Origin of the sequence: Qipengyuania aquimaris, assembly GCF_009827445.1 — a bacterium.
Classification (GTDB): domain Bacteria; phylum Pseudomonadota; class Alphaproteobacteria; order Sphingomonadales; family Sphingomonadaceae; genus Qipengyuania; species Qipengyuania aquimaris.
In genome coordinates, this window is record NZ_WTYI01000001.1 from 2,419,654 (window position 1) to 2,434,470 (window position 14,817).

The window sequence follows — 14,817 nt, forward strand, 5'->3', positions numbered from 1 at the left end:
GCGCATCCCTATGGAAACAAAGGGCTTTACTTTAGATCGCCCTCTCTTAGTTGCGTCCTGCGCAACAAACCTTGTTCTTTTCGCATTTGCACAAATCGTGGAACGAGAGCATACGCAGACCTGCCTTTCAGGCATCCTCTCCCAAGACTTTCAGGCCCGGTTGGTCATTCCTCGGAATACCAGCCGGGTTTTTTCTTGCCTGCGGTTGGCCCCTTTTCGGACCTCTCGGGCGCTTCGCTCATTGCAGTTTCGTGTCCTGTGCCCATTTCTGGCATGACGAATTCGAATTGATGCAAGGGAGAGTTTCCGGATGGCCGATGCCGATGCAGCGACTGCGGTGGATGAGAAGACGGTAAGACTCCAGGTCGCCGCAGCACGCCAGGAAGAAAGCGGCCAGGGTATCGCGCGCATGCCGCGCTCCGCTTTCCAGGCTCTTGGCATCACCGAAGGCGACACCGTGCAGATCACCGGCAAGCGCGACACCGTTGCGATAGCGATGGCCGCATATGACGAGGACCAGTCGCTCGATGTCATCCGCCTCGATGGCCTGCAGCGCGGCAACGCGGAAGTCGGTTCGGGCGAGCATGTCAAAGTGGTCGCCGCGGAATCCCGTCCCGCAACACGTGTCATCTTCGCGCCGGCCAACCGCGAGATGCGCCTCCAGGGGCCGGCTCAGGCGCTGAAGCGCAATTTTTTCCAGAAGCCCATCATGGCCGGCGATCTTGTCGCCACGACCGGACAGCAGCCGGTGCAGAACATGCCGCAGGAAGTGCGCCGCATGTTCAACGCGCCAGCCTATGCGCTGACCCAGATCAGGCTGTCGGTCGTCTCGACCAGCCCCAAGGGCATCGTCCATATCGACGAAAATACCGAGGTAGAACTGCGCGCGGAATTCGAAGAACCGCGTGATGCCAGGGCGATCATCAACTATGACGATGTCGGCGGCATGGGCGAGACCATCCAGCAATTGCGCGAGATGGTCGAACTGCCCCTGCGCTATCCCGAACTTTTCACCCGTCTCGGCGTCGATCCGCCCAAGGGCGTTCTGCTCCACGGTCCACCCGGGACCGGCAAGACCCGCCTTGCACAGGCCGTCGCCAATGAAAGCGATGCGAACTTCTTCACCATCAACGGCCCGGAAATCATGGGTTCCGGCTATGGCGAAAGCGAAAAGGCGCTCCGCCAGGTTTTCGAAGAGGCCACCAAGTCGGCGCCCGCGATCATCTTTATCGACGAGATCGATTCCATCGCTCCGAAACGCGACCGCGTCCCGGGTGAGGCGGAGAAGCGCCTTGTCGCCCAACTCCTCACGCTAATGGATGGGTTGGAGGCGCGCTCCAACCTTGTCGTGATAGCCGCCACCAACCGGCCAGACGCGATCGACGAAGCGCTGCGCCGTCCGGGTCGCTTCGATCGCGAGATCGTCATCGGCGTGCCGGACGAGAAGGGCCGCCGCGAGATCCTCGGCATCCACACGCGCGGTATGCCGCTCGGCGATCGGGTCGATCTGCAGGAACTGGCGAAGGCTACCTACGGCTTCGTTGGCGCGGACATCGCTGCGCTGGCACGCGAAGCGGCCATCGATGCCGTGCGCCGCATCATGCCCAAGATCGACCTCGACGAACGGACAATTCCGCCGGAGGTGCTCGACGAACTATGCGTTACGCGCGAGGATTTCCTCGAAGCCCTCAAGCGTATCCAGCCCTCGGCCATGCGCGAAGTCATGGTGCAGATGCCCAATGTCGGCTGGAGCGATATCGGCGGTGTGGGCGATGCCATCGAAAAGCTGAAAGAAGGCATCGAACTGCCGATGAAGAATCCCGACGCCTTCCATCGGCTCGGGATCAGGCCAGCCAAGGGCTTCCTGCTCTATGGCCCCCCGGGCACCGGCAAGACCTTGCTCGCGAAGGCCGTGGCGAAGGAAGCCAAGGCCAACTTCATCTCGATGAAGAGCTCTGACCTGCTGTCGAAATGGTACGGCGAAAGCGAACAACAGATCGCGCGCATGTTCAAGCGCGCCCGTGCCGTCGCGCCTTGCGTCGTCTTTATCGACGAGATCGACAGTCTCGTTCCGGCGCGCGGAAGCGGACAGGGCGAACCGCAGGTCACGGGCCGCGTGGTGAACACAATCCTCGCAGAGATGGACGGTCTGGAAGAGCTTCAGTCGGTCGTCGTCATCGGCGCCACGAACCGGCCGACGTTGGTCGACCCCGCGTTGCTCAGGCCGGGCCGTTTCGACGAGCTGGTCTATGTCGGTACGCCCGACAAGCCGGGCCGCGAACAGATTCTCGGCATCCACACGGCAAACATGCCGCTCGCCAAGGACGTTTCACTTGCCGATGTCGCGGGTAAGACGGCGCGCTTCACAGGTGCCGACCTCGAAGATGTCGTTCGCCGTGCAGGCCTGAACGCATTGCAGAGGGCTGGCGGCGATGTGCAGGAAGTTACGGCTACCGACTTCGAAGAAGCACTGAAAGACAGTCGCGCGACTGTGACTTCGAAGATGGAAGCGGAATATCGCAAAATGCGGGGCGAGTTGAAGAAGCGCGCCGCCGAAGTGCATCCGATCGGCTTCATTCACGAAGGCATGGTCGAAAGCACCCGCGACCAGAAGCACGGATCGGTAGGCGACAGCTAGAGAAAGTCCTCGAGAATCAGGTCGATCGTGCGGGTCCCGCTTTTCGACCTGACCTTGAGCGACACGATCGATCCGGCATCCTGGTGCATGGCGTCAATCGTCTCGTAGAAGTCGGCATCGATAAGCCGGTCTCCAGGGCGGATGCCCGCTTTTTCGGCGGGGCTTCCAGCCCCGACTACCGCAACCTCGAGATCGCTCCCCGCGCGATTAAGCCAAATGCCGGCGCGGTTGTAATTACGTGCCGGGTCGGGGAGAGTATTGCGTTTGAGAAACAGCGCGTCCTCTTGCGGCCGGGTGGCAATATGGAAGCGCCGCAGGATCGGCAGCCCGACAAGGCCGTTCTCGAAGTAGGGAAACTGGCTCTTGGGATTAAGGTTCGCGATCACACCTTCGAGCGTAGCGCCCCCGAGCGACAGACTGGAAAGGCGCACGATACGGCCTTGGCCGTCAGGGGCGCCGGGCGTCCAGCGGGGCGCATCCCACATCCCGCTGGCCTTCAAGGCATCTCCGGATAGGCGCAGCTCAGTCGGTGCACCGGTGTCCAGCCCGATAGGGAAGACACCATCGCCCACCTTGACTGGGGCGAATAGCCAGCTCGAACCATTCTCATTGCCCCCCTTCACGAGGGCGTTCTCAATCCGCTCCCACCCGTCGCGCGATGGGCCCTCGTCAGGATAGATCCTCCATTCCAAGGCCTCGAAATCGAGCTCGCTCTCGAGCGTGGTGAGGGTCCCTGCCGCCAGCGAACCGATCGCACCATCGTGGAAGGTCACATTGTCGGTGGCGGCAAACAGCGCGCCCTTCTGCTTGACGACACCGCCGAAGGAGAACGAGTCCACCAGCATCATGTCGTATTTGCGCCGCTGTCCGTGGATCCGGAGAGGGCTCTTGCCAACCGATTTCAGGCCAAGCACTTGGACGGCTTTTTCGTCGATAAGACCGACGGAGCCGCCAGTATCGAGTACAAAAGCAAACGGTCCGCGATCGTCGACAAAGCAATCTATGAGCACGCGTCGATCGGTAAGGCGGATCGGCACTGTGTAGCCTGCTTCCTGCGCTTTAAGCGCGGATGGAGAGAAGGCGAGAGCCGCTGTTCCTGCAGCGGAAACTACAAAAGTGCGACGGTCGATTTTCATGGTGCAACCCTTGAAAGAAGGACTGGCCTACCGTGAATAATCCAGCGTGAATAGTGACTTTACATGCTCACGCGCTGGTTTGCGGCCTGTACTTCCAGGCGGTGCCGGATCAGCGCATCAGGCTGGTGCTCGCGGAGCCATTCGATCATATGCTCGCGCACTGCGCAGCGCAGGTTAAACAGGTCGCCAATGGTCTCTGCGCTCATCGAGAGACGCAGTTCGATGCTTTCGGGATAGGCTTCCGTCATCAACAGGGCGACATTGCGTCCATCCCACAGTGGATGGGCCTTCACGAAGCGTTCGAATTCTTCGCGGATCGGTTCTACCTCGGTTGCAGGATCGAGGTGCAGCATGACGGGGCCGGTCAGCTTCTCGCTCACGCGTGACCAGTTTTCGAATGCATTCTCGAGGAAAACGGAAGTCGGGACGACAAGCACCCGTTCGTCCCATGTGCGCACGGTCACGAAACTCATGCGGATTTCCTCTACGCGCCCGGCCTGGCCTTCGACCTTGACGAGGTCGCCGATGCGCAAGGGCTGGGTCAGCGCCATCTGCAGGCCGGAGATGAGCGACTTCAAAGCCGGCTGTGCCGCGGCACCAATCGCGAGCGCGGCAAGACCGGCCGACGCGAGCAGAGTTGTGCCGACCTTTGCGACGCCGGGAATGCTGAGCATGACCAGCGATACGGTGATGATAACGATCGCGAAGGTCGCAGTGCGCGACAGGATCGAAATGCGGGTGCGCAGGGATCGCGTGGCGACCTCATCGCCTGTCAGTTCGACCTGTCGTGAATACCCGGCCGCAAAACCCTTCACCAGCGAATAGGCAACCCAGCCGAGCACGAAAGGCGTCAGGAACGAGCCGAAAACGTCCCAACCATCACCGACGAGATGATCGTTCTCTGCGGCGATGGAAATGGCGAAGCCGATAATCGCCCAGCGCAGCGGTTTGCGCACTCGTTCGACGATGACATCGTCGATCTGGCTGTCCGAAGTCTTGGTGAACCTGCGAAGTGCGGCGAAGACGAGGTAGTGCAGGACCAGCGCGAGAATTACCGCCGCCGTCAGAACAATACCCGTGTGCAGGAGGCCCTCGTACGAAATGGGCCAGTTTCGCGGATCGTAACGTTCGAGCATGCGAGAGAGCAACTAGGGGGCCTCCGGATCGCTTGCAAGCGAAGTCGCGCTCTGATCGACCGGCAAGTCTATCGTGACAATGAGGCCGTCCTTGGTAAAATCGCGTTCCACCGTTCCGCCGAATTGCCGCGCTGCACTGTTCATGAGCAGGCTGCCGAAGCCCTTGCGGTCCGGTTCACCGTCGAGCGGCACGCCGGTTTCACGCCAGACGAGGTTGATCCTGTCATCCTTGCGGGTCCAGCTTACGTCGATCGTTCCGCCATGGGCCCAAGCGCCGTATTTGACCGCATTCGTCGTCAGCTCATGGAAGACCAGTCCGAGCGGAGTGATCCGCTTGGCAGGAAGCAGGACTTCCGGCCCTGAGATGGTCGCCGTCTGGGTGGAGGATCGATAGGGCGCGAGCGAGGTATCGACCAAGGCCTCCAGCGATGCCAATTGGGTATCGAGCGCACCCTGGCTCACCTCGTGCGCGGTCAGCAGGGCGCGGATACGCTCGGCAATGCTATCCGTCACCGGCTTCGCTTCCGGCTTGTCGCGTGCACTCATCTGGACGATGGCAAGGACGACCGCGAACAGGTTCTTCACGCGGTGATTGAGTTCACGAGCGAGAAGGTCCGCCCGATCGCGGGCCTCACCAACCGCAGCAGCCTGCGCCGCCTCCGCTTCTGCACGCGCAGCCCGGGAAACGAGCCGTGTGCCGAGCAGGATGGCCACGAGGATCAGAACGATAAGGCCCCCGAGCAGCGGCAGAATGCGCGCTTCGAGGCGGGCCGTGTCGGCGGCCTGGCGGGCAAGTATCTCCCGTTCGATCACGCGCATTTCGTCTATGGCCCGGCGCAGGCGCTCCATTGCCTCCTGCCCTTCGTCGGAAAGGACGGCGCGTCTTGCATCGAGCAGGCGTCCGTCATCGATCAGCATGACGGACTGTTCCATTTCGGAAAATTTCGCCCGCGCAAGCGCATCGATCTGGTCGAGCAATTCGGCCTGGCGGACCGTGGTCTCATCGCCGAGCAGGCCGCGCAGACGGCGGAGGGCGGGTTCGATCTGTTCGCTACCCTGGGCGTAGGATGTCAGGTAGCGGCGATCGAGCGTTATCAGATATCCGCGCTGTCCCGTCTCGGCGTTGAGGGCAGCAAACTCGACTTCCTGCAATTCGGCCAAGACGTTGGCGGTCAGGCGTGATTGCTCGCGTTCGAGACGCTCCCCTTCCAGCGTCTGGTAGACGAGGAAAATCAGGGCGAACATCGCGCCGAAAATGATCAGCGAAAGGACCGCGTTGGGCCAGCGCTGCCCACGGCGCACAAGAGCTGCAAGGTCGCTCAATGTGCAGCGTCCCAGCTTGCGCCCGTACCGATTTCGACACCCAGCGGCACGTCGAGAGAGACGGCTGGCCGCGCTGCTCGGGACATCACCTCTGCGATGACTTCGGAGGCCTTGGCGACATCGCCTTCGGGCAATTCGAATACGAGTTCGTCATGCACTTGCAGCAGCATCTTTACCTCGTGCAGGCCGGCCTCGGCCAAGGCACCTTCCATGCGGACCATGGCGCGCTTGATGATATCGGCGCTGGTCCCTTGGATGGGGGCATTGATCGCCGCACGTTCGCTCCCCTGGCGCTCCGCCTGGTTCTTGGAGCCTATGCGCGGGAACCACGTCTTGCGGCCGAACAGCGTTTCGGAATAGCCGCGCTCCCGAACGGTCTCTAGCATTTCCAAGATGTAACGCTGGATGCCCGGGAAACGCTGGAAATAGGTGTCGATCATATCCTGCGCCTCGTCGGGTTCGACGCCGAGACGGCCTGCCAGTCCCCAGCGCGAGATGCCGTAAAGGATGGCGAAATTGATCGTCTTCGCACGCGCACGGGTATCGCGCGTCACTTCACCGAACATTTCGGTCGCGGTGCGCGCATGGATGTCTTCGCCATTGGCGAAAGCATCCTTGAGCGGTCCGACATCGGCCATGTGCGCAGCAAGGCGAAGTTCGATCTGCGAATAGTCGGCGGCGAGCAGGACGTTGCCTTCCTCGGCAACGAAAGCTTCGCGGATCTGGCGGCCAATGGCCGTGCGGATCGGGATGTTCTGCAGGTTCGGATCGGTCGATGACAGGCGCCCCGTCTGCGCGCCGACCAGGCTATAGCTGGTATGGACGCGGCCGGTCTTCGGATTGATCGCTTCCTGAAGAGCGTCGGTATAGGTGGACTTCAGCTTCGTAAGCTGGCGCCATTCGAGGACCTTGTCCGCGATTTCGGCACCTTCGCCCGACAGGCGTTCCAGGATCGACTGATCAGTGGAATACTGCCCGCTCTTGCCCTTCTTGCCGCCCTTGTAACCAAGCGTATCGAACAGCACGTCGCCCAATTGCTTAGGGCTGCCGACGGTGAACTCCTTGCCGGCAAGCTTGTGGATCTCGCCTTCCAGCCGCCCGGTTTCGGTCGCGAATTCCTGCGAGAGCCCAGCGAGCCGTGCGCGGTCCACCTTGATACCGCGCTGTTCCATGCGCGCCACCACGGGCACGAGAGGACGGTCGACCCGCTCGTAGATTGCCGTGCCGCCCTCTTGAGGCAGGCGGCGCTTGAGATGCTGGTAGAGGCGCCAAGTTACATCGGCATCCTCGGCCGCATATTCGGTCGCCTTGTCGAGCGGAACCTCGCCGAAGGGGATCGCTTTCTTGCCCGTGCCACAGAGTTCCTTGAAGGTGAGACAGGTGTGCGAAAGGTGGCGGTCTGCCAGCTCGTCCATGCCATGGCCGCCACCGATCCCGTCGAGCCCGCGGCCTGCATCGAGATCGAAGCTGATGACCATTGTGTCCTCGACCGGCGAAACAGCGACATCGTATCGCGACAGGACGTTGAGGTCGTACTTGCCGTTATGCATGACCTTGATGACCGCATCCGAGGCAAGCAGCGGGCGCAAGGCGTTCAGCGCTTCCTCGATACCGATCTGGTCCGGCTTCTCGGCAAACATGTCCGTTCCGCCATGGGCTAGCGGGATATAGCACGCGTCGTTCGGACCGATCGCGAGACTGATGCCGACAAGGTCGGCTGCCATGCTGTCGAGCGCGCTGGTCTCGGTGTCGACTGCCACGAGGCGGGCTTTCGCTGCCCGGTCGATCCAGTCCTTGAGCCTGTCGAGCGTCTGGACGCACTCATACGCCGACCTGTCTACGGCAGGCATTTCCGGCAGCGGCTGGACAGAACCTTCGGGAGCCGAAGCGGCTCCGGCGTTTTCCTGCTTGGCCGGGTTGAGATCGTTCGACTTGCCGGGACTTCCGCTACCCGCCTCGAGGCGGCGCAACAGGCTGGTGAAGCCATGTTTTTCAAGGAAGACGGCAAGCGGCTCGCTCGGCACACCGTCGAGCTTCATATCGTCAAGCTCGACTGGAAGGCCGCAGTCTTCCTTGAGCGTCACAAGCACGCGGCTGAGTTCGGCATCCGCGCGGTGCTCGATCAGGCGTTCCTTGAGCTTGCTCTTCTTCATGTCCTCGGCGGCATCGAGCGCCGAAGTCAGGTCGCCGTGTTCGGCGATCAGCTTACTGGCAGTCTTGGGGCCGACGCCGAAGATACCAGGGATATTGTCGACCGAGTCCCCCATCAGCGCGAGGACGTCGCCAACCTTTTCCGGTCGAACGCCGAATTTCTCTTCGACTTCCTCGATGTAAATGCGCGCGTTCTTCATCGTATCGAGCATGTCGATCCTTGCGCCGTTTTCTTCGCCGACAAGCTGCATGAGGTCCTTGTCCGACGAAACGATGGTGACGTCCCACCCCTGGGCCTGCGCGGCGCGGGCATAGGAAGCAATCATGTCGTCCGCCTCGACATCGGGCTCCTCGATACACGGTAGAGAGAAAGCGCGGGTCGCATCGCGAATCAGCGGGAACTGCGGTGCGAGGTCCTCAGGCGGATCGGGCCGGTTAGCCTTGTACTGGTCGTAAATTTCGTTGCGAAAGGAATGGCTCGACTTGTCGAGCACAACGGCGAGGTGGGTCGGACCGTCGGCCTTGTCGAGATCCTCGGCCAGCTTCCACAACATGGTCGTATAGCCGTAGACCGCGCCGACCGGCGTGCCTTCGGGATCGGTCAGGGGAGGCAAGCGGTGGTAGGCCCTGAAAATGTAGGCGGACCCGTCGACAAGGTAGAGGTGGTTTTTATCGGCCATCGCAAGGGTGACTAGCAGCGAGTCGACACTTTGGGGAGCGCAAAGGCCATGAAAAAATATGGCCGGGAAATGGCGGAAATCGGGCAAATCGATGGCAAATCGGGCATGAATGTGGCGAATTTGCTTGCAGCGCCATAATCCGGCCATTATTTAGACATGGTGAGGCCCGATTTCGGACCTTGCGTCGGGGGACGGATTACCGGCTCCCCGGCCCATAAACTCGCTGTTTAAGGAATTATCTTTATGCGTAAGATCGCTCTTGTTGCTGCTGCTTCGGCTGCTGCTCTCTCGCTCGCTGCTTGCTCGGAAGCTACCGAAGACGCAGCTTCGGACACCGCTGAATCGGCTGCTGCCGACGCAGAAGCCAACATGGAAGCCGCTGGCGAATCCATGGAAGCAGCTGGTGAAGAAGTTGCTGCTGAAGCTGACGCAGCTGCTGCTGAAGTCGAAGCTGAAGTCGAAGGCGAAACCGAAGCTGAAGCTGCTGCTGACTAATCCAGCACGCTTCGCCGGTTAACCGACGAAACAAGAAGGGCGGTGCCGTAAGGCGCCGCCCTTTTTCGTGTCCGCTCGATTTTCGATGCGAGTGAGGGGATTAGCCGCCGTTGTGTTCCGCGTTGGTCCAGACCCGCTTGCGCTGGCCGCTCTGGGCGGAATACCCATCATGTAGAGCACGGGCGATCTGTGCGATCTTGGCCTCGCGATTGAGGCGCGAGCCCTGTCCCGTCACGTAGATGGCGACCGCCACGGCGCGGCCATCCGGGGTTTCAAGAATTCCGACGTCGCTTGAAGTGTTGTTCAGCGAACCGGTCTTGTGGCTAACCTTCACGCTGGCCGGCATGAGGGCCGGAATGCGGCGCTTACCTGTTCGCGTCCGGCTCATGGCGCCAAGCAGCACGCGGCGGCTTTCAGCCGACAGGTACTTACCTTGATATAGGCCTGAAAGCAGTTCGAGAATAGCGTTCGGCGTCGCCGCATCGCGCGTGTCAATGTGCTGGGCCGGATCATATTCGCCGTCGTCGCGCACGAGGGTGGCAATGTCGCGGTCGATGCTGAATTCATCGATACCCTGCCTGCGCATCCAGTCATTGACCGCTTCGGGTCCGCCGACGACACGCAGCAGCGCGTCGGTTGCCGGGTTGCTGGAACGGGTGATCATGATTTCGATAAGGTCGATCGCCTTCATGTACTGGCCTTCATAGACCGGTGCACGCGGGCTGGAGAATTTCGCGGAACGGCGCGGAAGCAGCAGCGGAAACTCGCTGGTCAGGCTCCACTTGCCCTTCTCGACACCTTCGAGAAAAGTCGCCGCAACGGCGATCTTGCTGGTACTCGCCATCGGGAAAAGCTGGTCGCCCAGCACAGACACGGTCTTGCCGGTCGACAAATCGACTGCGGCAACACCAATGCGGCCCTTCGACCCGTCGGCGAGTTCCGCAATGGTCTGCTCGAGCGCGTTTTCGTAAATTGCCTCGAATGTCTGCGGGGCGCGCTCTTGCGTGCCGAGCATTTGGTCGAATTGCGCCTGGTAACTGGTGGTTTGCGCATTTGCGCCAGTCGTGACACCGACTGCCAGAGCCGCCGTAACAAGTATCTTGCCTAGTTTTCTCATCCGCATGTCCATCTGTGTAGCAAGTCCTTGGTTAGGCGTTGCTTAACGAAACCTCCGGCCGAAACGCAAGCGCCCGCGCGACAGAATGTGTCGCGCAGGCGCTCGTTGCTTTCGATCGGGTGGTTTTCGAGTCTATGAAGCCGCAATAACCTTCTCGATCTGCTCGGTCGTTTCGCCGGTCACGGTCTTGTTGATTTCGCCGACCAGGCGCTTTTCGAGCTCGCTGTGATAGTGGCGTCGCATTTCGCCCAGCGTCTTGGGATCGGCAATCACCAGCACGTCGGTGATCTCTCCGGAAATCGCCTTGGCATTGAGCCATTCCGCTGCGGCTGCGCCATGGGCCAGTTCATTGAGATCGGTAGCGCCGGTGCGCTGGCCCATATCGTCCTGGTGGCGCACTCCCGCGCTGAAATTGCTTGGGCTGAGGTCCGGCTTCGAGGCGTCGCCGAGCTTGGGCTCGAACGGCTTGCCGGTGTTCCTCATGATCGTAAAGCTTTCGCCGTCTACGATTGCGACATGCGCCTTGTGGGGCACTTTCATCGGTTTCTCCTCGGATGCTTTTTAAGGTCTCATCACACCAACGAGCCAGCGTCCGATTTGGTCCGCCGAGCACCGATCATTTGCGCACTTCGCCGGACTGCCGACGATGATCGACCAGCGACTTGTGCCCGCGGCCTTTGCGCTTGACCCGCCCGACGCGGTCGGGACTATGCGCGCCACGGGTTTGGGATTCGCAGAGGACTGACATGAAAACGACACTTCGCACCATGGTTGCGGGCATGCTGCTCACGACTTCGCACGCAGCACTGGCGCAGGAAGTGCCGATCGTTCTGCCCGGAGCGCCGGGCGAAGCACCGCGCGTAATCGACCGTGAAGAAGCGATTGCGCTTGCAGATACCTCCTACTCGCCTGGCGATGTCGTGTTCATGCAGGGCATGATCACCCACCACCGGCAAGCGGTCCAGATGGCGGAACTTGCACCGGATCGCACCAGCAACGACGCGGTGAGCAAGATCGCCGCCGGTATCCTCGCCACGCAGAAGGACGAAATCGCCTTCATGACCGAGTGGCTGGAAGCGCGCGGCGAAGCGGTTGCGATGGACCATTCCATGCACGCAGGTCACGCGGGTCATTCGATCATGAAGGGTATGGCAACGCCTGCCCAGATGGCCGAACTCGCGGCATCCAGCGGAACGGATTTCGACCGCCAGTTCCTGCGCCTGATGATCGAGCATCACAAAGGCGCGCTCACCATGGTCAAGACCCTGCATGAGGCCCCGGGCAGCGCCTATGAGCCGGTGATGTTCGAGTTCACCAATGACGTGGTCAGCGACCAGCAGGCCGAGATCGACCGCATGAACGCGCTGCTCGCCCAGCTGTCCAGCGATCCGCGAGCCACGCTGACTGCCGGCCTGCGCGACGCCGGCGAAGCGATTTCAGGCCTGCGCCTGGTCGCGGCCCAGCCCAAGCCTGCGGGTTTCTTCGACCCCAAGAATCCGGCGCAATTGCAGCCGCTGATCGAAAAGGACGAAGAAGAGAGCGAAGCCAAGAAGGACGACGACGAAGAGGACAAGCCCCAGTTCGGCAAGCGCGGGTCGCTGCTGGACTTCGCGAACACCGACATGGCCTTCTCAGGCGACCTCTTGGTGGCAGGCAGCTACCACGGCTTCAACGCATACCGCCTCGGCGATGACGGCGTGCCCCAGCTGGTCAGTTCCACGGTCTGTCCTGGTGGGCAGGGTGACGTTTCCTTCGTCGGCGATCTTCTGGTCATGAGCGTGCAGGATAGTCGCGCGCGCGTCGACTGCGGCCTTCAGGGCGTGGATGGAAAGGTCAGCGAAGACCGTTTCCGCGGCATCCGCATCTTCGACATTTCGGACATTACGCGGCCCCGCCAGGTCGGGCTGGTCCAGACTTGTCGCGGCAGTCACACACATTCAATCGTATCCGCAGACGACGAGACAATCGTCCTCTACAATTCGGGCACATCCTACGTCCGCGATGACGAAGAACTGGCCGGATGCTTCGATACCGCCGGTGACGAGACCGCGCTGTTCAGCATCGACGTGATCGAAATCCCGGTCGCCAATCCTTCGGCGGCCCGTATCGTCGACAGCCCGCGCGTCTTCGCGACCGATGGGCAAATTGCCGGCCTGTGGCGCGGGGGCGATCATGGCGAAGGCACGCAGGACACCCGAATTACGAACCAGTGTCACGACATCACGGTGTTCCCGGCCAAGAACCTCGCGGCCGGTGCCTGTTCAGGCAATGGCATCATCATGGACATTTCCGACCCGCGCAAACCGGTCCGGATTGCCGACGTGACCGACAAGGGCTTCGCCTATTGGCACTCCGCCACTTTCAGCAATGATGGCACCACGGTCCTCTTCACCGACGAGTGGGGCGGGGGCGGCCGTCCGCGCTGCCAGGCAGGCGATCCGATGGATTGGGGCGCCAACGCATTCTATGCGCTTGAGGAAGGCAAGCTGGAATATCGCGGCACGTACAAGCTGCCCGCACCGCAGAGCGACAAGGAAAACTGCGTCGCGCACAATGGCTCGATCATTCCGGTCCCCGGCCGCGACATCTTCGTCCAGGCCTGGTACCAGGGCGGCATCTCGGTGATCGATTTTACCGACGCGGCAAATCCGTTCGAGATCGCCTACTTCGACCGGGGACCGATCGATGAAGACCAGTTGGTCACCGGCGGCTACTGGTCGGCCTATTGGTATAACGGACGTATCTACGCGACCGAAATTACCCGCGGGCTCGACATCTTCGCGCTTGAGCCGAGCGAGTTCCTCACCGCAGAGGAGATCGCGGCGGCGGAAGCGGCGCAGTTCGAGGGCGGACTGTTCAACCCGCAAACCCAGACGCAGGTCACCTGGCCCGACGAGGTGGTTCGGGCCGTAGAAGAAAGCCGCAAGGGGGGCTGATTGCCCCCCAAAGCGGAACAATCGCGGAGCGCCGAGGTATAGATCCCGAGCCATTTTTGAGGCTGTGGGGGAATATCTTTGAAAAATCTGAGCCTTGCCGGGAAAGCAATCCTAGCATTTCTCGCGCTTTTCCTGATCCTGTCGCTGGTGTCGCTTTACGATACCAACCGCGGCGCTGTCCGCATGCTCGACTTCCTGCGTGAGCCGATGATGATGCTCGCCGGAGTCTTGGGGATTGCTGCGATATTCGTTGCGCGGCCCCGATGGATCACGGCCTTGGTGCTGGCTTTCCTGACCATCGGCATCAACCTGTGGCGGCTATGGCCCTACACGTTCCTCGCCTCGCCGCAGGTCGCTCTGCCGGACGAGGTAGACGGGATGAGCTGTGCCCGCGTGCTCGCTTTCAATGTGCTGCAATCGAACGATCAGTATGATCGCACGGCGCAACTGATCGATAGCGTCGACCCCGACATTCTCCTGCTGATGGAAACGAACGAGAAGTGGGTCGAAGAGCTCGCCCCGCAGCTGTCGCGCTATTCCTATCGCCTGGATATGCCGCTGGAGAACAAATACGGGATGGCATTCGCCACGAAATTGCGGACCGATCGGGCCGAAATGGTGGCGAATACCAGCTCCAACACGCCCACGCTCTATGCGACGCTTCGCATGGGCGACGGCGCGCGCTTCGAAGTGATCGGTCTGCATCCCAGGCCCCCGTTGCCGGGTGAATCTACCGCAACGCGCGATGCGAATATCGCCAGGGCGGGCGCGAAGACACCGGACGAGCTTGAGAATGTGTTGGCCATTGGTGATTTCAACGACGTGCCGTGGTCGGATACGACATCGCGCTTCGCCCGCGAGGGCGGCTATTTCGACCCTCGCGCCGGGCGCGGCAGCTACCCGACTTTCCCGGCCGACTATTCCTTCGTCGGTTGGCCGCTCGACCAGATTTTCGTGAAGAACGGCGTGAAGGTCGAAGAGCTGGAGATCGGCGAGGACGTGGGTTCCGATCACTTGCCGCTCATCGCCAAGGTCTGCGTCGACCCGAACTCGGCGGACGCCGATATCGAAGGAGCAACTGCCGCTGAGGCTGCCGAGAGCTGATAGCCCCCGGTCGCCGGGGTCTAAGGCACGAACAAAAGAAAAAGGCCCGGCAGGATCGCTCCCGCCGGGCCTCTTCTTTGCCTGTCGGCTGGTCGGTTAGG

The 14,817-nt window shown here is 61.3% G+C and carries 10 protein-coding genes; 4 read left to right on the forward strand and 6 right to left on the reverse strand.

Annotated features, from left to right (window positions below; genetic code table 11):
• The first annotated feature begins 310 nt into the window (after positions 1–310).
• The gene (locus tag GRI34_RS11940; protein WP_160596112.1) at positions 311–2,638 is read left to right on the forward strand and encodes a CDC48 family AAA ATPase; all 2,328 of its coding nucleotides are present in this window, start codon (positions 311–313) and stop codon (positions 2,636–2,638) included.
• On the opposite strand, the gene GRI34_RS11945 is transcribed toward GRI34_RS11940, so the two are convergent.
• From GRI34_RS11945 to polA, 4 genes are read right to left on the reverse strand one after another with little or no spacing between them, the layout of a single operon-like run.
• Entirely contained in the window at positions 2,635–3,774 is a 1,140-nt protein-coding gene (locus tag GRI34_RS11945; RefSeq protein WP_160596113.1) for an aspartyl protease family protein, read from the reverse strand. The genes GRI34_RS11940 and GRI34_RS11945 overlap by 4 nt on opposite strands.
• A gap of 59 nt (positions 3,775–3,833) precedes the next feature.
• On the reverse strand, positions 3,834–4,910 hold the full coding sequence (locus GRI34_RS11950; protein WP_160596114.1) for a mechanosensitive ion channel family protein: 1,077 nt from the start codon (positions 4,908–4,910) through the stop codon (positions 3,834–3,836).
• Positions 4,911–4,922: 12 nt separating this feature from the next.
• Positions 4,923–6,233 (reverse strand): sensor histidine kinase, encoded by a 1,311-nt coding sequence (locus GRI34_RS11955; protein WP_160596115.1) that lies wholly within the window; start codon positions 6,231–6,233, stop codon positions 4,923–4,925.
• Positions 6,230–9,064 carry a DNA polymerase I gene (gene polA, locus GRI34_RS11960; protein ID WP_160596116.1) on the reverse strand — a complete coding sequence of 945 codons (2,835 nt, stop codon included), beginning with the start codon at positions 9,062–9,064 and terminating at the stop codon, positions 6,230–6,232. Before polA ends, GRI34_RS11955 begins: the two co-directional genes overlap by 4 nt.
• 243 nt (positions 9,065–9,307) lie before the next feature.
• Here polA and GRI34_RS11965 point away from each other — a divergent pair, with 243 nt between their 5' ends.
• Positions 9,308–9,559 carry a hypothetical protein gene (locus tag GRI34_RS11965; RefSeq protein WP_160596117.1) on the forward strand — a complete coding sequence of 84 codons (252 nt, stop codon included), beginning with the start codon at positions 9,308–9,310 and terminating at the stop codon, positions 9,557–9,559.
• A gap of 100 nt (positions 9,560–9,659) precedes the next feature.
• On the opposite strand, the gene GRI34_RS11970 is transcribed toward GRI34_RS11965, so the two are convergent.
• Both GRI34_RS11970 and GRI34_RS11975 read right to left on the reverse strand, forming a co-directional pair.
• Positions 9,660–10,676 (reverse strand): serine hydrolase, encoded by a 1,017-nt coding sequence (locus GRI34_RS11970; RefSeq protein ID WP_407692136.1) that lies wholly within the window; start codon positions 10,674–10,676, stop codon positions 9,660–9,662.
• A 132-nt stretch (positions 10,677–10,808) separates the two neighbouring features.
• Positions 10,809–11,216: a baeRF12 domain-containing protein gene (locus GRI34_RS11975; RefSeq protein WP_160596119.1), complete on the reverse strand. Its 408-nt coding sequence runs from the start codon at positions 11,214–11,216 to the stop codon at positions 10,809–10,811.
• Positions 11,217–11,422: 206 nt separating this feature from the next.
• Here GRI34_RS11975 and GRI34_RS11980 point away from each other — a divergent pair, with 206 nt between their 5' ends.
• Together GRI34_RS11980 and GRI34_RS11985 are read left to right on the forward strand one after the other, a co-directional pair.
• A complete protein-coding gene (locus tag GRI34_RS11980) occupies positions 11,423–13,612 on the forward strand; it encodes a DUF305 domain-containing protein (protein WP_160596120.1) in 2,190 nt (729 codons plus the stop codon).
• Positions 13,613–13,690: 78 nt separating this feature from the next.
• The gene (locus GRI34_RS11985) at positions 13,691–14,716 is read left to right on the forward strand and encodes an endonuclease/exonuclease/phosphatase family protein (RefSeq protein ID WP_160596121.1); all 1,026 of its coding nucleotides are present in this window, start codon (positions 13,691–13,693) and stop codon (positions 14,714–14,716) included.
• Positions 14,717–14,817 lie beyond the last annotated feature (101 nt).